The organism is Achromobacter sp. NPDC008082 (genome assembly GCF_042957345.1).
GTDB lineage: Bacteria > Pseudomonadota > Gammaproteobacteria > Burkholderiales > Burkholderiaceae_B > Achromobacter > Achromobacter kerstersii_A.
Map to the genome: position 1 here is coordinate 774819 of NZ_JBIBIB010000005.1, position 22755 is coordinate 797573.

At 63.5% G+C, this 22755-nt stretch carries 20 protein-coding genes; 14 read left to right on the forward strand and 6 right to left on the reverse strand.

Going from position 1 to position 22755, the window contains the following annotated elements:
• Positions 1-167: 167 nt before the first annotated feature.
• Positions 168-857, reverse strand: a complete 690-nt coding sequence (locus ACFZAI_RS23485) for a response regulator (RefSeq protein WP_391569150.1) — start codon at positions 855-857, stop codon at positions 168-170.
• On the opposite strand from ACFZAI_RS23485, the gene ACFZAI_RS23490 reads away from it, so the two are divergent.
• A complete protein-coding gene (locus ACFZAI_RS23490) occupies positions 856-996 on the forward strand; it encodes a hypothetical protein (protein ID WP_391569151.1) in 141 nt (46 codons plus the stop codon). The genes ACFZAI_RS23485 and ACFZAI_RS23490 overlap by 2 nt on opposite strands.
• Before the next feature lie 581 nt (positions 997-1577).
• On the opposite strand, the gene folE is transcribed toward ACFZAI_RS23490, so the two are convergent.
• The 3 genes from folE to ACFZAI_RS23505 form a co-directional block, all read right to left on the reverse strand.
• On the reverse strand, positions 1578-2123 hold the full coding sequence (gene folE, locus ACFZAI_RS23495) for a GTP cyclohydrolase I FolE (protein ID WP_391569152.1): 546 nt from the start codon (positions 2121-2123) through the stop codon (positions 1578-1580).
• A 125-nt stretch (positions 2124-2248) separates the two neighbouring features.
• A complete protein-coding gene (locus ACFZAI_RS23500) occupies positions 2249-2905 on the reverse strand; it encodes a response regulator (RefSeq protein WP_391569153.1) in 657 nt (218 codons plus the stop codon).
• The gene (locus ACFZAI_RS23505; RefSeq protein ID WP_391569154.1) at positions 2902-4323 is read right to left on the reverse strand and encodes a cache domain-containing protein; all 1422 of its coding nucleotides are present in this window, start codon (positions 4321-4323) and stop codon (positions 2902-2904) included. The genes ACFZAI_RS23500 and ACFZAI_RS23505 overlap by 4 nt, the downstream gene beginning before the upstream one ends.
• 313 nt (positions 4324-4636) lie before the next feature.
• On the opposite strand from ACFZAI_RS23505, the gene ACFZAI_RS23510 reads away from it, so the two are divergent.
• Positions 4637-6718 carry a carbon starvation CstA family protein gene (locus ACFZAI_RS23510; protein ID WP_391569155.1) on the forward strand — a complete coding sequence of 694 codons (2082 nt, stop codon included), beginning with the start codon at positions 4637-4639 and terminating at the stop codon, positions 6716-6718.
• 16 nt (positions 6719-6734) lie between these two features.
• Positions 6735-6947 (forward strand): YbdD/YjiX family protein, encoded by a 213-nt coding sequence (locus tag ACFZAI_RS23515; protein ID WP_391569156.1) that lies wholly within the window; start codon positions 6735-6737, stop codon positions 6945-6947.
• A gap of 53 nt (positions 6948-7000) precedes the next feature.
• On the opposite strand, the gene ACFZAI_RS23520 is transcribed toward ACFZAI_RS23515, so the two are convergent.
• Complete coding sequence (locus ACFZAI_RS23520) at positions 7001-8170, reverse strand: MFS transporter (protein WP_391569157.1); 1170 nt, start codon at positions 8168-8170, stop codon at positions 7001-7003.
• A 203-nt stretch (positions 8171-8373) separates the two neighbouring features.
• Here ACFZAI_RS23520 and ACFZAI_RS23525 point away from each other — a divergent pair, with 203 nt between their 5' ends.
• The 5 genes from ACFZAI_RS23525 to ACFZAI_RS23545 all read left to right on the forward strand — a co-directional run bounded on the left by ACFZAI_RS23525 (position 8374) and on the right by ACFZAI_RS23545 (position 13246).
• A complete protein-coding gene (locus ACFZAI_RS23525; protein WP_391569158.1) occupies positions 8374-9168 on the forward strand; it encodes an enoyl-CoA hydratase in 795 nt (264 codons plus the stop codon).
• Positions 9168-10304, forward strand: coding sequence for a CaiB/BaiF CoA transferase family protein (locus ACFZAI_RS23530; protein ID WP_391569159.1), 1137 nt, complete (start codon positions 9168-9170; stop codon positions 10302-10304). The genes ACFZAI_RS23525 and ACFZAI_RS23530 overlap by 1 nt, the downstream gene beginning before the upstream one ends.
• Before the next feature lie 39 nt (positions 10305-10343).
• Positions 10344-11255: a LysR family transcriptional regulator gene (locus ACFZAI_RS23535; RefSeq protein ID WP_391569160.1), complete on the forward strand. Its 912-nt coding sequence runs from the start codon at positions 10344-10346 to the stop codon at positions 11253-11255.
• 115 nt (positions 11256-11370) lie between these two features.
• Positions 11371-12378, forward strand: coding sequence for a Bug family tripartite tricarboxylate transporter substrate binding protein (locus tag ACFZAI_RS23540; protein ID WP_391569161.1), 1008 nt, complete (start codon positions 11371-11373; stop codon positions 12376-12378).
• A 316-nt stretch (positions 12379-12694) separates the two neighbouring features.
• Positions 12695-13246: a Dps family protein gene (locus ACFZAI_RS23545; RefSeq protein WP_054425669.1), complete on the forward strand. Its 552-nt coding sequence runs from the start codon at positions 12695-12697 to the stop codon at positions 13244-13246.
• Between the two features lie 106 nt (positions 13247-13352).
• On the opposite strand, the gene ACFZAI_RS23550 is transcribed toward ACFZAI_RS23545, so the two are convergent.
• Positions 13353-13775: a hypothetical protein gene (locus ACFZAI_RS23550; protein WP_391569162.1), complete on the reverse strand. Its 423-nt coding sequence runs from the start codon at positions 13773-13775 to the stop codon at positions 13353-13355.
• A gap of 149 nt (positions 13776-13924) precedes the next feature.
• Between ACFZAI_RS23550 and ACFZAI_RS23555 the strand changes: the two genes are divergently transcribed.
• The 6 genes from ACFZAI_RS23555 to ACFZAI_RS23580 form a co-directional block, all read left to right on the forward strand.
• Positions 13925-14800 (forward strand): leucine-rich repeat domain-containing protein, encoded by an 876-nt coding sequence (locus ACFZAI_RS23555; protein ID WP_391569163.1) that lies wholly within the window; start codon positions 13925-13927, stop codon positions 14798-14800.
• Positions 14801-14966: 166 nt separating this feature from the next.
• On the forward strand, positions 14967-15347 hold the full coding sequence (locus tag ACFZAI_RS23560; RefSeq protein ID WP_391569164.1) for a hypothetical protein: 381 nt from the start codon (positions 14967-14969) through the stop codon (positions 15345-15347).
• A gap of 65 nt (positions 15348-15412) precedes the next feature.
• Positions 15413-16114 (forward strand): hypothetical protein, encoded by a 702-nt coding sequence (locus tag ACFZAI_RS23565; protein ID WP_391569165.1) that lies wholly within the window; start codon positions 15413-15415, stop codon positions 16112-16114.
• Positions 16115-16370: 256 nt separating this feature from the next.
• Positions 16371-17852 carry a TolC family outer membrane protein gene (locus ACFZAI_RS23570; protein WP_391569166.1) on the forward strand — a complete coding sequence of 494 codons (1482 nt, stop codon included), beginning with the start codon at positions 16371-16373 and terminating at the stop codon, positions 17850-17852.
• A gap of 23 nt (positions 17853-17875) precedes the next feature.
• Positions 17876-18535, forward strand: coding sequence for a LuxR C-terminal-related transcriptional regulator (locus ACFZAI_RS23575; protein ID WP_391569167.1), 660 nt, complete (start codon positions 17876-17878; stop codon positions 18533-18535).
• Between the two features lie 84 nt (positions 18536-18619).
• The coding region (locus ACFZAI_RS23580; protein ID WP_391569168.1) for a retention module-containing protein at positions 18620-22755 on the forward strand (4136 nt) is incomplete at its 3' end.

Here is a 22755-nt window from a genome sequence, read left to right on the forward strand (position 1 = left end):
AGCCAAAGTGGAAAAAGGGGGGTGATCAGCCCCCCTGTCTTTTCAGCACATCTTCTTTTCAGCCCCTGTTCTTTTCAACACCTCTACTTTTCAACGCCTTTGTTTTCAGCCCGTTATATTTTCAGCCCCTGTGCTTTTCAGCCTCTTCTTTCCAGGCCCTTTTTCTACTACTGCGGGTCCCGCTGCTCCATGACGTAGCCCAAGCCCCAAACGGTATGCAGCAGGCGCGTTTCAAAAGGGTCGTCCATCTTCATGCGCAAGCGGCGCACGGCGACGTCAATGGCGTTGGTGCCGCGGTCGAAGTTGATGCCCCACACGTGCGCCGCCAGATTCATGCGGGATTGCACTTCGCCATGCTTGCGCATCAGCCGTTCAAGCAGCGCGAACTCAATCGCGGTGAGCCGGATGCGCTGGCCTTCGCGCAAGGCCTTGCGGCTGAGCAGCTGAAGCTCAAGGTCGCCCACACGCAAGATGTGCTGCGACGAGAGCTCGTCTGGCGCAACGGCCCGCCGGTTGATGGCTTTCATGCGCGCGACGAGTTCGCACGTGGCGTAGGGCTTGGTGACGTAGTCGTCCGCGCCTTCGCTCAGGCCTTGCACGCGGGCCTGGAGTTCGTCGCGCGAAGAGACGATTACCACCGGCACATTGCTTTCCTTGCGTAGTTCGCGCAAGACGGTGAAGCCATCCATGACAGGAAGTTGGACTTCCAGCAGGATCAGATCGTAGGGAAAGGTTCTTGCGATGCGCAGTCCGGTAGCGCCATCGACGGCAATGTGGACGACCTGGCCGTGTTCGGCAAGGGTGTTGCGCAGGGCCTGCGCCGAGGTATTGTCATTGTCGATTACGAGAACTTTCATGGGTGACAGCATCGAATGGACACCGTTGTTTTGCCTGGTGGGCAAAGGCGCGACCAGCAGCCTGACGGCGTTCTGCAAACGAACTGGCGCGACGAAAAACAGCGGTCAAAAAGGCGAGCCAGGCGACCCGTCATGCTGACCGCTAATAACGCTTTTGTGAATGAGACGACTACTAAAAAAATACCCCGGCCAGCCGGCAGACCGGCCGGGGAAAGCTGCTGCTGACGGTGCGCCAGATCGGGGGGAAGGCGGGCGTCACCGTTCGTGCTGCGACAACTGCAACTGCAAACAACAACCAGACATCACGGCGTTTGCTTTCGGAAGCTGTGGCGGAATCCGATCGCCAGGCCGTGGTTCGCAGCGTAATGATTGTGAGGGGGCTGCGAACAACTTCAATGTAAAGCGCCTGTGCACGCGCCGTTCAGGCGAGAACAGCTGCTTGCCACCGGGATTTGCGGCGTTTCAATTGAGCGTGATCGGCACCGTTTTTTTCGGGATGCGGCGGCATGGCGCCGCCTGGTTTCCAAGCGCTGCGGCTTAGCGGGCAGCAAATGAAAGAGCTGCAGGCAGAGCAGGGCGCATCTCTGCGAATTGAATTGCAGGGGATACGACGCCCGATGCAAATCTAGGACCAAAGGAAGCCCATGCAAAACGGGCGGCAAGACCGTTTTGGTCTTGCCGCCCGTGTTGGCGTGTAGGCGGGTTGGCGAGATCAGCAGATCAACGGATCAAGCTCAGGAATTCGGCGCGCGTGGAAGGGTTGTCGTGGAATTCGCCCAGCATCACCGACGTGACCATGGACGAATTCTGTTTTTCCACGCCGCGCATCATCATGCACATATGCTGCGCTTCGATCACGACCGCCACGCCGGCGGCGCCCGTCACCTTTTGCACGGCTTCGGCCACCTGGCGGCTCAGGTTTTCCTGGATTTGCAGGCGGCGCGCGTACATTTCGACAATGCGGGCCACCTTCGACAAGCCCAGCACCTTGCCCGCAGGCAGGTACGCCACGTGCGCCTTGCCGATGAACGGCAGCATATGGTGTTCGCACAGCGAGTAGAGCTCGATGTTCTTGACCAGCACAATTTCGCGCGTGTCGGACGTGAAGAGCGCGCCGTTGACGATTTCATCCAGGTTCTGCGCGTAGCCGCGGCACAGGTGGCGCATGGCCTTGGCCGCGCGGGCGGGCGTGTCGGCCAGCCCTTCGCGGGACGGGTCTTCCCCCAGCGCTTTGAGAATTTCGGTGTAGTTCTTTTCCAATGACATGGGGGACTCCTGGGCAGCGCGCGTATCGTGGCGTGTTGTTGTGTCGTGTCGCGTCAGGGACGCGGGAATGGAGGCAAGTCTACCGCAGGGCGGGGGACGGGTCAGCCGCGCAGGGCTGACAGCGTCTACACCCCCCGGTTCTCCACGGCGTACTTGATCAGCTCGGCCTGGCCGTCGATGCCCAGTTTGCGCTTGATATTCAGGCGATGGGTTTCAACCGTGCGCACCGACAAGCCCAGGGCCTGGGCGATCTGCTTGTTGGCCTGGCCGCTGGCGATGTGGCGCAACACATCGCGTTCACGCTGGGTCAGCAAGGTGGCCGGCGCGCTTGCCGATGACAGCCGCACCGCCGCCGCCGCGCTGAAATAACTGCGCCCCTCCATCACCGCGCTGATCGCCGTAATGATCTCTTCGGCCGGCTCGTCCTTCAATAGATAGCCGCGGGCGCCGGCCTTGACGGCTTGCACCATGTATTCCGGGTTGTCGTGCATGGACAGCACCAGCACGGCAATTTGCGGATAGCGTTCATGCAGTTGCGCCGTCAGCTCCAGCCCGCCCACGCCGGGCATGTTCAGGTCCATCAGCACCAGATGGGGCAGGGTGTCGCCCTGCGGATCGTCGGCGTGGCAGCTGGCCAGGAAGGCGAGCGCCGCGGCGGCGTTGCCCGCTTCGCCCACGACCCGCAGGCGCGGCACGGTTTCCAGGCGCAGGCGCAGACCGTCGCGCACCAGCGGGTGATCGTCGATCAGCAGGAGTCGGATGGCGTCGGGGGTGTCGTTCATGCTTGGATCGTCGCGGTAGGGGCGGCTGCGCCCGGCAGGGGCAGCCAGGCTTGCAAGGTGGTGCCTTGGGCGCTGGAATGAAAACTCAGGTTGCCCGACAGGGCGTTCATGCGTTCGCGCATATTGCGCAGGCCGATGCCGCGCCGGGGGTCCTGCTGGACCTCGGCGTAGTCAAAGCCGCGGCCGTCGTCCGAAATGGTCAGGCGCAGGTCTTGCGCGCTGTAGGCCAGCGTCATCTCGGCGCGCGTGGCGCCGGCGTGGCGCATCACGTTGGTCAACGCTTCCTGGGTGACGCGAAACAGCGCCGTGGCGTAGGCGTCGGGCAGCTTGACCGGCCTGCCCGTGGTGTGCAGCCGCACGGCAAGCGGCGGCGCGCCATCGGCGCTGGGGATGGCGAATTCGCGGCCCAGGTGTTCCAGCGCAGCGGGCAGGCCCAGATCATCGAGCAGCGTCGGGCGCAAGTTGTGCGAGATGCGCCGCACTTCGCCCACGGCGGTATTCAAGCGGTCCAGCGCGCCGCCCAATGGCTTATCAATATGGGCGAGCGTTTGCGGATCGCCGGGCAACGCCTGCCGCACCCGTTCGCGCGCCGCCTCCAGCGACAGCTTGATCGACACCAGCACCTGGCTGATGCCGTCGTGCAATTCACGCGACAGCCGCGCGCGCTCGTCTTCCTGCGAGCGCACCAGTTGTTGGGCCATCAGCCGCAGCTTGGCGTCGGACTGGCGGTGGTCGCTGATGTTCAGCGCCAGGCCGCAGGCGGCCACGCCCAGGATGGACACCGCGGCAATGCCCGCCACCCAGGCGAACATGCTTCGAATATTGGCCTGCGCGGCGGCGTCGATGCGCACCAGCGCCTGCTCCACGTCGTCCAGATAGATGCCGGTGCCCAGCATCCAGCCCCAGCGCTCCAGCACTACCACGTAGCCCAGCTTTTCCACGGTCTGATGGGTAGACGGCTTTTCCCACAGGTAATGCACCACTTCGCCTTGCTGGCCGCCGCGCCGGGCGGCCGTCAGCAGGTTCTGGATGACAGACTGGCCGCGCGTATCGCGCAGGTTCCACAAGTCTTGTCCGACAAGTTCGGGCTGGCGCGGGTGCATCAGATTCTTGCCGTGCAGGTCATAGACGAAGAAATAGCCGTCGTGGCCGAACTCCATTTGCGCCAATAGATCCAGCGCGCGCTGCCGGGTCGCCTCGTCATCAGCGGCCGCCTGCAAGGGGGCCACCGCGCTGTAAGCCAGGCTGACGTAGTGGCGCAGTTCGCTTTCCTTGCTGCCCAGCCACGCGCTTTCCACGACCTGCTTTTCGCGCTGGGCCAGTTGCAGGCCCTGCACGTAGACGGCCACCGTAATGGCGGCCACGGCCACCAGCAGCGGCACCGCGGCAAGCAGCAGGATTTTCAGGCGGAGCTTCATGACGTGGGGTTCGGCCCGGATGGAGATTGGTGCAACGCACCAAGGCGCGTTCCCCAGGGGGACGCGGGGTTCATGACGACGATTTTACGATTCCCACAGGAATATGCTGCGGCGCATTGCGTAGTAACACGTACGCGGTTTGCGTAGTTCCGCGCTTGTTGCCCCCGGAGCAAAACGAAATACTAACGCCCGCGTTCATCGGACGCAGCGCGGGCGCTTGCGCGCCCGCCACCCCACAACAATGAGTCTGCCTTCCGCGGGACGAAAAAAGCGTTTCACGCCACAAGCATGGCGGGAGGCAAGAGGAGCACTTATGCATACCAGCAGTAAGGGACTGGGTCAGCACCTGGTCTGGCTGGCGGTTGCGGTACTGGGCGCGTTTGCGCTGGGCACCGTGGCGCTGGCCAGAGGGGAGACCATCAACGCGCTATGGGTGGTGATTGCCGCCGTTTGCGTGTATTTGATCGCATACCGCTATTACAGCCGCTTCATCGCGAAGAACGTTTTCCAGCTGGATGCCTCGCGCATGACGCCGGCCTGGAAGCACAACGATGGTCTGGACTATGTGCCAACCAACAAGCACGTGCTGTTCGGCCACCACTTTGCCGCCATTGCTGGCGCCGGCCCGCTGGTCGGCCCGGTGCTTGCCGCGCAGATGGGCTATCTGCCGGGCATGCTGTGGATTCTGGCGGGCGTGGTGTTCGCCGGCGCCGTGCAGGACTTCACGATTCTTTTCATCTCGACCCGCCGCGACGGCCGTTCGCTGGGCGATCTGGTCAAGTCCGAGCTGGGCAAGATTCCGGGCGTGATCGCGCTGTTTGGCGCGTTCATGATCATGGTGATCATCCTGGCCGTGCTGGCGCTGATTGTCGTGAAGGCGCTGACGCATTCGCCGTGGGGCACCTTCACGGTGGCCGCCACCATTCCCATCGCGCTGTTCATGGGCGTGTACCTGCGCTACATCCGCCCGGGCAAGATCGGTGAAGTGTCCATCATCGGCTTCGTGGGCCTGATGGCCGCCATCACGTTCGGCCAGGACGTGGCCGCGCACCCGGTGCTGGGCCCCATGTTCGACTTTGACGGCAAGGGCCTGACCTGGATTCTGATCGTCTACGGCTTCATCGCCGCCGTGCTGCCCGTGTGGCTGCTGCTGGCTCCGCGCGACTACCTGTCGACCTTCCTGAAGATCGGCACGATCCTGGGTCTGGCGATCGGTATCGTGGTCGTGGCGCCTGAACTGAAGATGCCCGCGCTGACGCAATTCGTGGACGGCACCGGCCCGGTGTGGTCGGGCAACCTGTTCCCGTTCCTGTTCATCACCATCGCCTGCGGCGCGGTGTCGGGCTTCCATGCGCTGATCTCGTCAGGCACCACGCCCAAGCTTATCGAAAACGAAACCCAGGCCCGCTACATCGGTTACGGCGGCATGCTGATGGAATCGTTTGTGGCCATCATGGCGCTGGTGGCGGCTTGCGTGATCGAGCCGGGTATCTACTACGCCATGAACAGCCCGGCCGCCGTCATTGGCACCACGCCGGACCAGGTGGCGCAAGTTGTGTCCAGCTGGGGCTTTGTGGTCACGCCGCAAGACCTGATCCAGACGGCCAAGGACGTGGGCGAAAGCACCATCATTTCGCGTGCGGGCGGCGCGCCGACGCTGGCTGTCGGCATGGCGCACATCTTGCATCAGGCCATTGGCGGCCCGGGCATGATGGCGTTCTGGTACCACTTCGCCATTCTGTTCGAAGCGTTGTTCATCCTGACCGCCGTGGACGCCGGCACGCGCGCCGGCCGTTTCATGCTGCAAGACCTGCTGGGCACCTTCGCCCCGTCGCTCAAGCGCACTGACTCGCTGCCCGCCAACCTGATCGCCACCGCCTTGTGCGTGGCGGCCTGGGGCTACTTCCTGTATCAAGGCGTGGTCGACCCGCTGGGCGGCATCAACACCTTGTGGCCGCTGTTCGGCATTGCCAACCAGATGCTCGCCGCCATTGCGCTGACGCTGGGTACGGTGGTGTTGTTCAAGATGAAGCGTGACCGCTACGCCTGGGTCACGATCCTGCCGACGCTGTGGCTGCTGGCATGCACGTTGACCGCTGGCTGGCAGAAGCTGTTTGACGCCGACCCGCGCGTCAGCTTCCTGGCTCACGCCAACAAGTACAACGCGGCAATTGATCAAGGCCAGGTGCTGGCGCCAGCCAAGTCGCTGGCCGAAATGGGCCGCGTCGTCATGAACGACTACATCAACGCCGGCCTGTGCGCGATCTTCATGTTCGTCGTGGTCAGCATCGTGGTGTTTGGCGTGAAGTCGGTGCGGCGCGCTCGCGCCGAGAACAAGCCGACCTCGCGCGAGACGCCGTACGAGCCCCTGCCCATGCCGGCAGGCGCGGACTGACCCCGGGAGGCGCCGCATGCTGTTTTCCAACATGAGTTCGGCGGCCGGCGCCGCCGGCCGTTACCTGGGGCAGACGCTCCGGCTGATGGTCGGCGTGCCGGATTACGAAACGTATGTCGAGCATATGCGGCGTACCCATCCTGATCAGGAGCCGATGACGTACGAAGCGTTCTTCCGCGAGCGCCAGGACGCGCGCTACGGCGGCAAGAAACGCATCGGCTGCTGCTGATAACCATGAAAAAAGCCACCGTTCCCCGGTGGCTTTTTTCATGGTGGATATCTTTACCCCCGCCGCACCTTCTCCGCATACAGCACCAGCGGAATCGCACATGCCGCGCAGCCGGCCATCACCATGAAGCCGCCCGGCGCATAGCTGCGGTACAGCGCGCCGCCCAGCTGAATGCTGGCGAACATGAACACGCCGCCGGACAGCAGCGCATACAGCGCGATCGCCGACGTCTTGCACGCGGCCGGCACGTGGCGCGTGATGTACCACATGATGGCGGCGTTGTTGCCCGCCAGCGTGAAGCATTGCAGCAGTTGCAGCGCGGCGATCCAGGCCGGGTCCGTGGTGGCCGACAGGCCCGCCCAGCGGATGGCCGTCATTGCCGCCGACGCCAAGATCAGCCACTGCGCGCCCGTGCGGGCCAGTATCTTTGGCGCCAGGAAAAAGAACAGCACTTCGCTGCTGACGCCCACCACCCATAGCATGGAAATCAGCGCGGTGGACAGGCCGCTGGCCGTCCAGTAAAGCGTGGAATACGAATACAGAAAGCCGTTGCTGGCCTGCACCAGCGAGGCCGCCGCAATGCACAGCAGCAGCGGGCGGTCGCGCAGCACTTCCCGCATGGGCAGGCGCACGCGTTCTACCGGCGCGTCGTCCGCGGCAGGGCGCGCGGCCTGCGGCAGCAGCCGCACGCAGGCCAGGCAGGCGATGATCAGCAGGATCGACAGCCACATGACCCAGTTGGCGTCAAAGGTCTTGATCAGATACCCGCCCGCCACGGTGACCACCGCAAAGCCCAGCGATCCGCACGCCCGCATGATGGTGTAGGAATTGCCCTGCGTCCGGCCGCTGGCGATCGCCATGCGGTCCATCAGCGGCAACACGGCGGGAAACACGGCATTCAACAAAAGGGTGATGGCCAGCAGCCACGCCGGCGTCTGCGTGAACGGATAGCAGACAAACAGCACCAGCGACGCCGCCAGCGCCGACGCAATCAGGGCATGGGCGCGGCCGGTCTGGTCGGCCACATGCGCCACGACGGGCGTCGACAAAATCTTGGGCAGGAACGAAGTGGCGACGATCAGCCCGATGGTGGCGGGGTCCAGCCCACGGCTGGCGAACCAAAGGGGGAGAAAGGGGATGCTGACACCCTGCAAGCCGTAATACAGGAAGTAGAACCCGTGCAACGCAATGGCGCCTTGTCTGGCGTCGGGATTACCGCGCATAGCGATGAGTGAATCTGGCTGAGACGAAGCGCCGTAGGATACTCCTTTGCGAGGCAGTTCCCGGATGCCGCAGCAGTGTGGGATGACATCCTGACAGACGGGCCATTTATTCCATTCCAGACTTATTCCATGAAAATAACTTGTTTGTTGTGATCAAACCTCGCCTTTAGCATCGGTAGTCACCCCTTTTAGCTGGAGCTTTCATGACTGCGCCCATCCCTTCCTTTGCCCACGCCCGCGTCACGCGCGATGAGCGCGGCGTTTATACCTTGCAGATTCACGACGCCAAGAGCCTGAACATTCTGGCGTCGGCGGTCACGCTGAGTCTGACCGACGCCGCGCGCTGGATTGGCGCGCAAGAGGATGCCCGCGCCGTGGTGATCCGGGGTTCGGGCGACAGGGCGTTCGTGGGCGGCGCCAACATCTATGAAATGGCCGAGCTTGACCCCCAAGGCGCGCGCGCTTTCATCACGCGGCTGCGCGATCTTTGCGAGGCCGTGGCCGCCATTCCGGTGCCTACCATTGCGCGTTTGCCGGGCTTTTGCCTGGGCGCAGGCATGGAGCTGGCGGCAGCCTGCGACATCCGGCTGGGATCGGCGGACGCTGTGTTTGGCATGCCGGAAGTGCGCGTCGGCATTCCGTCGGTGATACACGCCGTGCTGCTGCCGGCGCTGATCGGACCTGGCCCGACCAATTGGCTGCTGCTCACCGGCGAGACGGTGGATGCGGCCCAGGCGAAGCAATGGGGCTTCCTGGAATTCGTGTGCGAGACGGGCGAACTGGATGCACTGGTGGAACGCACGGTGGCGCCCATCGCAGCCAGCGGGCCGCGCGCGGTGCGGGCGCAAAAGGCGCTGCTGCGCTACTGGAGCGAATCAAGCATTGAAGCCGGGCTGGACCGCAGTGTTGACGCCTTTGGTGACGCCTTCACCACCGATGAGCCGCGCCGCTACATGGAGCCGTTCCTGACGCGCAAGCAGCACGGGGAGCCCAAGTAATGGCAGGTCCGCTTCACGGCGTGCGCGTCATCGACATGACTTCTGTCGCGATGGGGCCATACGCCACGCAGATACTGGCCGACATGGGCGCCGAGGTCATCAAGGTCGAGGCGCCCGAGGGCGACGTGTTTCGCACGTCGGCCCCCGCCGCGCATGCCGGCATGGGGCCCGCCTATCTCAACCTGAATCGCAACAAATACAGCGTGACGCTGGACGCCAAGACGCCGGCCGATCTGGAAAGCCTGCTGCGCCTGATCGACGGCGCCGACGTCTTTGTATCGAACGTGCGTCCGGCGGCGCTGGCGCGCTTGGGGCTGGATGCAGCCGCGCTGTGTGCACGCAACGCCCGGCTGATCCATTGTTCGGCGGTGGGCTTTGGCCAGAACGGCCCGTACGCGGCGCGCCCCGCGTTCGACGACATCATCCAGGCCATGAGCGGGCTGGCGGATCTGCAAGGCCGCAACAGCGGCGCGCCCGCCTATGTGAACACCATTCTTGCCGACAAGGTGGCGGGCCTGACGCTGGCCTACGCCATCCCGATGGCGCTGTACGAGCGCGAGCGTTCGGGGCAGGGGCAGGCAATCGAAGTCCCCATGTTTGAAACGCTGGTGTCCTTCACGCTGGTCGAGCACTTGAGCGGCCACAGCTTTGTTCCGCCGCTTGGCCCCATGGGTTACAGCCGGGTGCTGTCGCCACAGCGCCGGCCTTACCGCACGCGGGATGGCTATCTGGCGCTGCTGCCGTATACCGACGCGCAATGGCGGCGTTTCTTCGCGCTGGCCCAGCGCCCCGATCTGGCGGCCGATGCGCGCTATGCCGACGCCGCGTCGCGCGCGCGCCATTTCGATGCGCTCTACCAGGTCTTGGCCGATATCGTCGCCTTGCAGAGCACAGAGCAGTGGCTGGCGCTGCTGGCCGACGCCGACATTCCGCATTCGCGCGTCAATACGCCCGAAGCCCTGTTTGACGACCCGCACTTGCAGGCGACCGGATTTTTCCAGCGCGTGGACCATCCCACCGAAGGGCCGTTGATGGCTTGCGGTATCCCGGTGCGCTTCTCGCGTACGCCCGGCGATATCAGCCGGCAGGCGCCGCGCCAGGACGCCGATCGCGATATGCTCGTGCCTGCGCGCTAAGGCCGGCATGGCCGGCGGCGCCACGCGGCGACTTCGACCATGAACATCACACTCAAGCAATTGCGCGTCTTCTGCGCGCTGTACGAACTGCGCAGCTTCACGGCGGCCGCACGCGCGGCCTTCGTGACGCAGTCGGCCGTCAGCAAACTGTGCGCCGAACTGGAAGCCGAAGTCGGCCAGCCATTGTTCGAGCGTTCCACCCGCAGCGTCACGCCGTGCGACGGCGCGGCGGATTTCTATGCCTATGCGCAAGAGATCCTGGGCACCGTGCGCGCCGCCGAGCGCAGCATGGCGGGGCTGCGCACGCTGGAACGCGGCACCGTGGGCGTGGCCACGTCGCCGCTCATGATGGCCGGCCTGCTCGGTGAGGTGGTGGCGGACTATCACCGCGCCCATCCCAGCGTGAAGCTGGACCTGTTTGAGCTGTCTACCGACGACACCATCGAACACGTGCGCAATGGCCGCGCCGACTTTGGCATCGTGTCGCTGGAGACGCCTTCGGAAGAACTGAGCACGCGGGTGATCTATCGCGACACCATGTTCGCCGTGTGCGCGCCACGCCACGCGCTGACGCGCAAGCGCGCCATCACATGGGCGGACGTGGCCGCGCACGACCACATCATGCTGCGCAACGTCTATAGCGTGCGGCGCAGCCTGGACCGGGTGGCGGCTGACCTGAACCTGGAGTTCCGGTATCGCATCGAGGCCGGCATGCTGATTTCGGTGCTGAAACTGGTGGGCGCGGGGCTGGGCATCACGGTGGTGCCGGGCTACGCCTGCGATCTTGCGCGGCAACTGGGCTTGCGCATTCTGGACATCGATGGCGCCCGCAAGCATGGGCATGAACTCTGGCTCATCCAGCGCCGCAACGCGCGCCTGTCGCTGGCGGCGTCGGCCTTTTTGCAGCGCACGGAAGACTATCTGCGCCAACGGCAGCACGCGGATGATTAATCCTTGATTGGAATAAGTCTATGAAAATTAGTCCCTTGTTGGGATAAGCGCCGCGCGAGCATCATACGGCCATGCATTCAAGAGGGCCGACCCGCGGCCCCAACAGGAGACAAGCATGACTCGACCTTCCGGCCTCCAGCGCCGCCGCCTGCTGGCTGCCAGCACCTTCACTGTTCTTGGCGCCATCGGCGCTCTTGGCGGCATGCTGCCCTGGGCCGCCGCGCAAGCGCAGTCGCCGTATCCCGACAAGCCGATCACCATCGTCGTTCCGTTCTCGCCGGGCAGCGCCACCGACACCAGCGCGCGCATCATTGCGGAAAAGCTGGGCCCGCGCATGAACGTGCCGGTGGTGATCGAGAACAAGCCGGGCGCCTCCGGCACGATCGGCTCGTCGTTCACCGCACGCGCGCAGCCCGACGGCTACACGCTGATTCTGACCAGCAGCTCGACGCACTCGGCCACGCCCGCCTTGTTCCGCAAGCTGCCGTTCGACCCCACGGGCGACTTCATCCATATCGTGCGCATCGCCACCATTCCGATGATGCTGGTGGTGCGCGATGACGCGCCCTACAAGACGCTGCCGGAACTGGTCAAGGCCACGCAGGCCAAGCCCTTGAACTACGCCTACGGTTCGCCCACCAGCCAGATTGCAGGCGCCACGTTCAACACGGTTGCCGGCGCCGCCGCCAACGGCGTGCCCTACAAGAGCCAGCCGCCGGCCGTGACGGATCTGCTGGGCGGCCACGTCGATTATCTGTTCGCCGACCTGTCCGTCGTGACCTCGTTCATGCAAAGCGGCAAGCTGCGCGGGCTGGCCTACACGGGCTATGAGCGCGCCAAGGCATTCCCCAGCGTGCCGACGCTGGCCGAGCTGGGCTACAAGAATTTCGACCTGGTGGTGTGGGTGGGCGTGGCCGCGCCGGCCAAGACGCCGGACGCCGTCGTGCAGAAGCTCAACACGGAAGTGGCGGCGATTCTGCGCGAGCCGGACGTGTTGCAGCGCTTCGAATCGCTGGGCATGCAGGTGTCCCCCAACACGGTCGCCGAACATCAGGCGTTTGCCCAGGCGCAGCGCAAGATCTGGACGCAGCGGGCGGTCGACGCGAAGATTGAACCGCAGTAACGGACGTGTCTGCCCATTCCCTAAGCGGTGTGAACACGCCTGGTGCAGTGTTCATCGGCTTAGGGGGGGGCGAGGCCAGTGCACGCGGCAAAGCACACCGGGCAAGCAGAGCCGACAATCACACCCGGCAATCACACCCGGCAATCACACCCGGCAATCACACCCGGCAATCACACCCGGCAATCACACCCGGCCAGCAAACCCCGCTTGGCCGCCGCGTTGGCAAAGTTCGCTTTCAAATCAAGCGTCTAGTACCACTCATGCAGGCCGGTAGTTTGCAGTAGCATCAGATTTCCTGGAACTCATCTGGACTGCCATGGCCAAGAAACTGAATGAGAAAACCACCAAGACGCTGAAAGAGCGGCGCAAGCTGCCGCTGGCTACGCCCACCGATCTGGCGGCGGCCGCTACCCGCGATATCTCAGCCGCGCTGAACCAATTGCTGGCCGACGTGTTCGCGCTGTATCTGAAAACGAAGAACTTCCATTGGCACGTCAGCGGGCCGCATTTCCGTGATTACCACTTGCTGCTGGATGAGCAAGGCGACCAGCTGTTCGCCATGACCGACCCCCTTGCCGAACGCATCCGCAAGATTGGCGGCACCACGCTGCGGTCGATCGGACATATCTCGCGCATGCAGCGGGTGTCTGACAACGACGCCGATTACGTTCAGCCGCTGGATATGCTGGCCGAGCTGCGCGAAGACAACAAAATGCTGGCGGCCGCGTTGCGCGAGGCCCACAACATTACCGACGAGCACCGCGACATCGCCAGTTCCAGCCTGATCGAAAACTGGATCGACGAAACCGAACGGCGCACGTGGTTCCTGTTCGAAGCCAGCCGTCAGGGCGATTCAACGGGCCATTGATACCGGGCTATTCGCGGGGTCACGTGGTGGCCCCGCTTTACAGCTCAGCTTCAAAGGCTCGCTTCACAGCCCGCTTTTCAGCCCCGCTTCAAGCGCATTACTTTGATTACCGTGCCTTGTCCTGCGATTGGCCGGTCATCATGTAGTACTTGGCGCGCGCCACCCCTTCGTCGGCGTGCGGCTTGCATTGCCAATCCTTCAACCCGCACCAGGCTTGGGTCGAGATGCGATACCGGCCATTGCCCATCGGCTCGCGGGTGATGCGATACGCCAGGCCGTAATACCCTTTGTCGGGATACTCGGTCTCGATCAGGTTCGAGGTTTCGGCCATGACGCGCCACCGGGAATTATTCGCTACGTAGTAAATGCCGCGTTCCCAAACCAGTTTGCACTCAGACGCCTCGCTGCAATACAGAGGGGTGTCCAACGCTTTTTGCAGTTCAGGGGAAAGTGTGGCGGGACGAGGGCCGACCACGCAACCCGACAGCAGGGCGGCGGTAGCAAGCATTGCAAGACGGGGAAGTGTCACGGATATCTCCTAGTGGCGGCACCGGCAGCATTCTATAGAAAGACGGTTAAATGGGGGACCGGTTGGTAACTAAATGACATACATCGGCCGCGTAATGATGTATCGATGATGAACGTAAACTGGTGCTCCAAAATTCACCGGATCGCCGCATGTCATTCGTCCCGTTTTCGACACCGCAGCCCGGCCGCGATAAAACCTGGGGGCTGATACATAGCCGTCAGGCCGCGCAACTCCAGGTGCCGAACAAACCCGTGGTGTTTTACGATGCGCCGCCGGATGAGGCCACGCTGGCCCAGATCGAATCCGTGCATGTCTGGGCGCCGCATGACGATCAATTGACCGAAATGCCCGCGCTCATCGCGCGGCTGCCATCCTTGGTGGATTTATCCATGGGGCCGGGCGCCATCGACCCCCGCGTCATGACCGGCTTGCGCGCGGACATGTTTCCCGACAGCCTGCGGCACTTGTCCCTGCATCCCAGTCAAAATTCCTACACGTGGAAGGGCGGTCCTTTACCCCAGCTGGAGTCCCTGACCGTGGGGGCGGCGTTGCGATTCGAACCGGAAGATTTTCCCGCGTTGATGTCGCTGTCGGCGGTTCCGGATCGGCGCGGCATCACGCTGGACCGCGCGCTGCAACTGCCGCTGAAGGAACTGAACCTGTGGAATGTGCCGTTCGACACGTCCGTGTTCGATCGGCTTGCGGCATTGCCGCTGGTCGCGCTTGGCATCGTTAACGGCCGCAGCTTGGACTCTCTAGCGGGTATTGAGCAGCTTGCTGGTTTGCGTTCGCTGCTGGTGAAGAACCAAGGCATCTTGCACACGATTCGACCCATTGCCGCGCTGTCGAACTTGCAGAAGCTGAACATTCAATACTGCAAGCGCATTGCGGACATTGACGTGCTGGGGGAATTGGCTCAACTGCAAGAGCTGACGCTGGTGGGTTGCGGCGATATCGGTCTGGGAAAACTGGAAGAGACGTTGCGCGCGCGCTTGAGGCGTTCGAATATCGCCGCAACGCAATAAGCGGATGGGCTGCGGGTGATACACACTGTTGCATCGATTCATAAAGCCATAACAGGGCTTCAGGCATATTGCTCCCGCTTCGTCGGCACTACCTTGGCGAAGAGAACGGCGCATTGCGGCCTTTAACGGCCGTGGGCGCGTAAACCTTTTTGCATTGGAGCTCTAATTGCCTATTCTCAAGCAAGCTTGCGCCGTGTTTTCGCGCCGTCATCAAACCGTTCTTTTCGCCGCCGCGCTCACGTTAAGCACCGGCGCCGCGCTTGCGCAGCAGGCCGTGCCCGGCCAGATGCCCAACCTGGCTGCGCTAAGTGGTCAGATGCATGCCGCCGCCGAATATTGCAGCGCCTACACCAGCGCGCAGCTGGAACAAATGAAGCAACAGCAGAAGGCGGCCACCAGCGCCCAGGGCATGTCCGCTGCCGATTTCGATTCCGCTTTCGCGCAGTCGTACACCACGGCCAAGGCCCAACTCGGTTCGCTGAGCGCGGCCGACAAGGAAAAGACCTGCGCCCAGCTTAAGGCCATGTCGGCGGCGCGCCAGCAATAACGCGTGCCATCACGCGCGCCATCACGCGTGCCATCACGCATGTAATAACGGCCACATCGCGACTCATGGATTGCATTAACGGCGCCACCTTCGACAAGGCATTCGACAAGGGCAGATCGCATTTTCGCGATCTGCATTTGCAGGACTGCACGTTCGACAATTGCGCGCTGTCGATGGCGAAGATCCCCGAACGGATGTCGCGCGTGCAACAGGTGCGGATATCAACGTGCCGTGCCGTGAATTCCGAGATCCTGCCCTGCATCTTCGAGGACGTAGTGGTGGAAGAGCTTTCTACCAATCCCATCCTGCTGGTGTGGGGTTCATTCTTTCGCCGGGTCAAACTGGCCGGCAAAATCGGCAAGCTCAATCTGAACCTGCACCCCACGGCGTTCTGCACGAACGCCGCGCTACTTCAGCAATTCGAGACCGCGCGTGCGGCGTTTTACGCGCAAACCGATTGGGCGTTGGACATCAGCGAAGCCAAGCTGCTTGGGCTGCGCTGCGAAGGCGTGCCATTGCATTTGATCAAGCGCGATCCGCAGACGCAGGTGATCGTCGACAAGCGGGGCCGCTACCCTGGCTGCCACGCGCTGGAGCCGGGCTTTGCCCAGGCTTTTCCCTTGTTTCACAGCATCTTGCAAGCCTTTGATGAATCGAGCGATACCACTCACCTGCTGACCGTGTCGCTCGCGGCGCGCAAGGCGCGGCGCGACGAAGAGAAGGGCACCATCGCTGAGCTTCGCACCTTGGGTTTTCTCGAAGACTGATATTAAACAGAAGAATAGATAATCAATTAATAATATCTGCAGGCATGTTTGGCAATAATGGGAAATAAAACGAATTATTAGTATTACCAAATAATGCCAAGTACAATCCCGGCCTGATCAGCGATGTTAAGCATTATTGCGCGACAAAGTCAGCGTTCTGAAGGCGGGTAGGGCCAGGCATTTAACGGTTCTGTTTGCATGGGCTGGGTGCGCGTAATTTCCACCATTTCAATTGGTTTACTTGCGCATACTTAATATGAATTCGCCTTTGCTCAAACGTTCGGTTTCGGTGTTTGCCCTGGTCATGGCTCCCACCGCCTTTGCACAAACTGCGGCGTCCCAAGCAGCGCCCAGCGTCCCGGCTACCGTGACGCTGAATCAGATCGTTGAGCAGACCCTGCTTAGCAACCCCGAAATCCAGGCCAAGTACCACGACTTTCAAGCGTCGCTGGAAGGCCAGGCCGTGGCGCGTGCCGCTTTCTTTCCGCAGATCAATGCCCAGGGCTACATCGGCCGCGAATACCGCAGCAACGTGCCGGGCGTGGGTTCGCAGAACTGGAGCCGCCCTGGCTACAACGTCGAACTGCGCCAGCTGATTTTTGATGGCTTTCGCACCAGCAACGACGTCAAGCAGGCCGGTTTCGACAAGCTCGCACGCTTTTACGACGTGCTGGCCACCAGCGACAGCACCGCGTTTGCCGCCGTGCAGGCCTACGTCGACCTGCAACGCTATCGCGACATGGAGCTTCTGGCCCGCCAGAACTATTCCCTGCACGAGGAAACGCTCAAGCAGATTGGCGAACGCACCGAATCGGGCGTGGGCCGCCGGGTTGACCTGGAACAGGCAGGCGGCCGTTTGTCGCTGGCGCAGACCAACCTGATGACCGAAACCGCCAACCTGCTGGATGTGCAGCAGCGCTTCCAGCGCGTTACCGGCGCCTTCCCGCCTGAAGCCATGCAGCCGCCGCCCGACATCGGCGACAAGCTGCCTGTGAAGCCGGGCAACTTCAACGAATCGCTGCGCCGCAACCCCAGCTTCCTGTCCAAGCAAGCGGGCCTGCAAGCGGCCGAAGCAGGCGTGGCCTCGTCCAAGGGCGCGTACTCGCCGAAGTTTGAATTCGTGGCGTCTACGGGCCGCGACCAGAACGACCCCACGCCGCAAAACCGCGACATCCAGAGTTCCAGCGTGCAGGTGGTGGCGAACTACAACCTGTACCGCGGGGGCGCCGATGCCGCGCGCATTCGCCAAACCACGGCGCAGTCCTACGCCGCGCGCGACATTCGCGACTACACCTGCCGCAACGTGCAGCAAGACCTGGCCGTGGCCTGGAACAACATTCAAAGCCTGAGCCAGAAGATGCCGTTCCTGCGTGACCACGAACTGGCCACCACCAAAGTGCGCGACGCCTATCGCCAGCAATTCCAGATCGGCCAGCGCTCATTGTTGGACTTGCTGGACACCGAAAACGAATTGTTCGAATCGCGCCGTGCGCTAACCAACGCGCTGTACGACCTGAAGCTTGCGCAGTACCGCTGGCTGGCGCTGTCGCACGCGCTGTTGCCCGCGTTGTCGCTGCAACCGGCGCGCAACGAAATGCCCGAAGAAAACGGCCAAATGGTGGTGGCCGACGAAGTGATCAAGCAGTGCAACTCGACCGTGCCTGACGAGGCGCGTCTGGCTCCGGTGCGTATGCAAACCAGCGAAGCATCGTCGCCAAAGGTGGCGCGCGCCCAATGAACACGCCAGCGCAGGGAGCCCTGATGAAGCCCATTCCTGTTCTGTTGGTCACGCATGACGATCTGCTCTGGCGCCACTGGAGCGCGCTTGACGCTGCGCGCTGGCAGCCCGCGCGCGGCGCTGCGCTGTCGGATCTGCAAGGCTGGCGTGAACAGGGCCGCACGCTTGTTGTACTGGACACGGGCGTGCCTGGGCTCCCGCCTTGGAACGCGCCCGAGTGGAACGCCACGATGAAAGGCTTGCGGCTGGTGGTCGCAAGCCCGCATCCCAGCGATGAAGAGGGCACGCGCGTTTTGGCCGCCGGCGCGCACGGCTACCGGCACAGCCATGCACCCGTGTCGTCGCTGGCGCAAACGCTTGAGGTGGTGGCGTCCGACGGCATCTGGATGGGCCGCTCGTTGGTGACGCGTCTGCTGAAGATGGTGTCCGAGCATGGCGAAGATTCTGAAGAAGCGTGGGACGGCGGCCTCTTGACCGACCGCGAAATCACCGTCGCCGAATGCGCCGCGAACGGGCAGGCCAACGCGCAAATCGCCGATCAACTCGGCATCACCGAACGCACGGTGAAGGCGCATCTTTCGTCGGCATTCGACAAGCTCAAGGTCTCGGACCGTTTGCAGCTCGCGTTATTGGTGCATGGAATTTCTGCACGTCCCGCGCCTCGCGCAAGGGCCGTCACCTGACATTGTCCTTACGGACAATATCGCAATCCTGCGGGACTAAGTAGTATCCGGTCATCTTCGATAACCTCCTGAAATGGAATCGTTATGGCCAATACTTCTCCCGCTGTCGTCAACGAAATCACCGGTCGTGCCTGGATTCGCAATAGCGACGGCTCTCTGACCGAACTTCACCAAGGCAGCAAGGTTCCGGCCGGCAGCGACGTCGTCACGGCGTCGGGCGCAACGGTTTCGCTTCAAGTTGAAAATGGCATGCCGATCGTGATCGGCGAAGGCCGTGAAGTCGCGATGAGCCCCGACATGGGCGGCCCGCTGGCCGACCCGTCCGAAGCCGCCGTGACGCCGCCTTCGGGCACGGATTCGGATCGCTTGCTGGCCGCACTGCAAGCGGGCCGCGACCCGTTCGATGACCTGGACCCCACCGCCGCCATCGTGGCGGGCGGTGGCGATGCCGGCGGCAGCAGCTTCGTGCGCCTGGCCCGCATCCTGGAAACCACCACGCCGCTGGATCTGGCGTATCCCAACCCGGCGCGCGGCGACGATACGCTGAACCGCGTCTCGGGCGCAGGCGCGACCGGCGACGGCAACGGCGACGCCGCCGCGACGCCTGCGGTGAACAATGCGCCGGTTGCGCTGGACGACGCCGGCCGTGGCGAACAAAGCGCCGTGGTGCGCGGCAACCTGCTGTCCAACGACACGGACCCCGATGGCGACCCGCTGGCGATCGTGTCCGTCAGCGGCCGCCCGATGACGCCGGCTGGCGTCACCGTGACGGGTTCGAATGGCGGCACCTTTACCGTGCTGCCCGACGGCAGCTATGTGTTCACGCCGGGCAACCAGTATGTGTCGCTTGCCGCTGGCGAAACCGCCACCAGCACGATCTCCTACACGATCACCGACCCCAGCGGCGCGACGTCCACGGCCACGCTGGTCGTGACCATCACTGGCACCAACGACGGCCCAGTCTCCACCGCCATCACCGACGTGTCGGGCGTGGACGCGCAGACGGGCATCAGTGTCGATGTGTCGAGCCACTTCTCCGACATCGATACCAGCGACAAGCTGACGTATTCGGCCACCGGCCTGCCGCCGGGCCTGAGCATCGACCCCAACACCGGCATCATCACCGGCACCATCGACCATTCCGCCTCGCAAGGCGGCGCCAACGGCGTCTACACGGTGACCGTCACCGCGACCGACCCTGCCGGCGCAAGCACCTCGCAAGCGTTCGAGTGGGACGTGACCAACCCCGCGCCCACGGCCGTGAATGACACCGGCAGCACGGACGAAGACGTCACGCTGAACGTCAATGCGCAAAATGGCGTGCTGGCCAACGACACGGACCCGGACGGCGACACGCTGACGGTCTCGCAAGTGAACGGCAACGCCGCCAACGTCGGCACGGCCGTGGCCGGTTCCGGCGGCGGCACCTTCACGCTGAACGCCGACGGTTCGTACACGTTCAACCCGGGTTCGGCCTTCAATACGCTCGCGGCTGGTCAAAGCGCCACCTCGTCCTTGACCTACACCGTGTCGGACGGCGAGGGCGGCACGTCGACCGCGACCCTCACCGTCACGATCACCGGCACCAACGACGCGCCGACGCTCGTTCCCGACGTCATCCTGGCCAACCAGAACAGCAACGACGGCCAGGCGATTACGCCGGTCGACATCTCCGGCCAGTTCACCGACGTGGACAACGGCGACGTCCTGACGTATTCGGCCAGCGGCCTGCCGCCAGGCTTGAGCATTGACCCCGCCACCGGCATCATCAGCGGCACGCTGGACCGTTCGGCGTCGCAAGGCGGTACGGATGGCCTGTACATCGTGACCATCACCGCCACAGACAAGAGCGGCGCCTCGGTCTCGCAAGACTTCGCGTGGGACGTCAATAACCCGGCGCCGACCGCCGTCAACGACGAAGGCGATACGGAGCAGGGCGTCACGCTGACGGTCGATGCAGCCCACGGCGTGCTGACGAACGATACCGATCCCGACGGTGACAACCTGACCGTCTCGCAAGTCAACGGCAACGCCGCCAACGTCGGCACGGCCATTGCCGGTTCTAACGGCGGCACGTTCACGCTGAACGCCGACGGTTCCTACACCTTCAACCCGGGTTCCGCGTTCAACTCGCTGGCCGCCGGCCAAACGGCCACGTCCTCGATCACGTACACGGTGTCGGACGGCGAGGGCGGCTTCAGCTCGGCCACGCTGACGGTTGAAATTACCGGCACCAACGATGCGCCCACGGCCATCGCGCTGGATAACCGCGACAACATGGACGGCGACACCGTGACGGTCAGCGTCGCGGGCGCATTCAGCGATATCGACACGGGCGACGTCCTGACGTATTCGGTCGACCACATCCCCGGCGGCCTGACGTTCGACACGGCAACCGGCACGTTCACCGGCACGTTCGCGAACTGGGCGTCGGACCACACCAACACCGGCGTAAAGGGCGAATATCTGATCACCGTCACGGCCACCGACAAGTCGGGCGCATCGGTGACGCAGACCTTCCTGTGGAAGGTGGGCAACCCCGAGCCGATCGCCACCGACGACAACGGCGCAACGTTGCAAGACAACGTGCTGGTTGTCGACCACCGCACCGAAGGCGTGCTGGGCAATGACGTCGACCCCGACGGCGACGCGCTGAGCGTGTCGCACGTCAACGGCAACGCGGCGGGCGTAGGCACGGCCGTGGCAGGTTCCAACGGCGGCACCTTCACGCTGAACGCGGACGGCACGTACACCTTCAACCCGGGCGGGGCATTCAATTCGCTGGCCGCCGGCCAAACGGCCACCACGTCGATCACCTACACGGTGTCGGACGCGCAAGGCGCGACGGACACGGCGACGCTGACGATCACCATCACCGGCACGAACGACACGCCCACGCTGACCCCGGGCGTCACGCTGGACAATCAGAACAGTGACGACGGCCAGGCGATTACGCCGGTCGATATCTCGGGCCAGTTCACCGATGTGGACTCGGGCGATGTGCTGACGTACTCCGCGACTGGCCTGCCGCCTGGCCTGACGATTGATCCCGCGACCGGCATCATCACCGGCACGCTGGACCGCTCGGCCTCGCAAGGCGGCGTCGACGGCGTATACACCGTCACCATCACCGCGACCGACAAGGCTGGCGCTTCGGTCACGCAAGACTTCTCCTGGGACGTCAAGAACCCCGCGCCCACCGCCATCAACGACGAAGGCAATACGCAGCAGGGCGCATCGCTGAACGTCGACGCCGCGAATGGCGTGCTGACGAACGACTCCGACCCGGACGGCGACAACCTGATCGTCTCGCAAGTGAACGGCAACGCCGCCAACGTTGGCACTGCCATCACGGGCTCCAACGGCGGTACGTTCACGTTGAACGCTGACGGCTCGTACACGTTCAACCCCGGTTCCGCGTTTAACTCGCTGGGCGTGAACCAAACCGCAACGTCGTCCATCACCTACACCGTCTCTGACGGCGAAGGCGGCACGTCGACCGCGACGCTGACCATCACGATCACCGGCACCAACGACACGCCGACCCTGACCCCGGGCGTCACGCTTGACGACCAAAACAGCAACGACGGCCAAGCCATCACCCCGGTCGACATCTCGGGCCAGTTCACCGACGTGGACAGCGGTGACGTGCTGACGTACTCCGCTACCGGCCTGCCGCCTGGACTGACGATTGATCCGGCTACCGGCATCATCACCGGCACGCTGGACCGCTCGGCGTCGCAAGGTGGCATCGACGGCGTGTACACCGTCACCATCACGGCCACTGACAAGGCTGGCGCCTCGGTCACGCAAGACTTCTCGTGGGACGTGAAGAACCCCGCGCCGACCGCCGTCAACGACGAAGGCAATACGGAGCAAGGCGCATCGCTGTCTGTCGACGCCGCCAACGGCGTACTGACGAACGACACCGACCCGGACGGCGACAACTTGATCGTGTCGCAAGTAAACGGCAACGCCGCCAACGTCGGCGCTGCCATCACGGGTTCCAACGGCGGCACGTTCACGCTGAACGCCGACGGCTCGTACACGTTCAACCCCGGCTCCGCCTTCAACTCGCTGGGCGTGAACCAAACCGCAACGTCGTCGATCACCTACACCGTCTCCGACGGTGAAGGCGGCACGTCGACCGCGACGCTGACGGTCACTATTACCGGCACGAACGACACCCCCACGCTGACCCCGGGCGTGACGCTGGACGA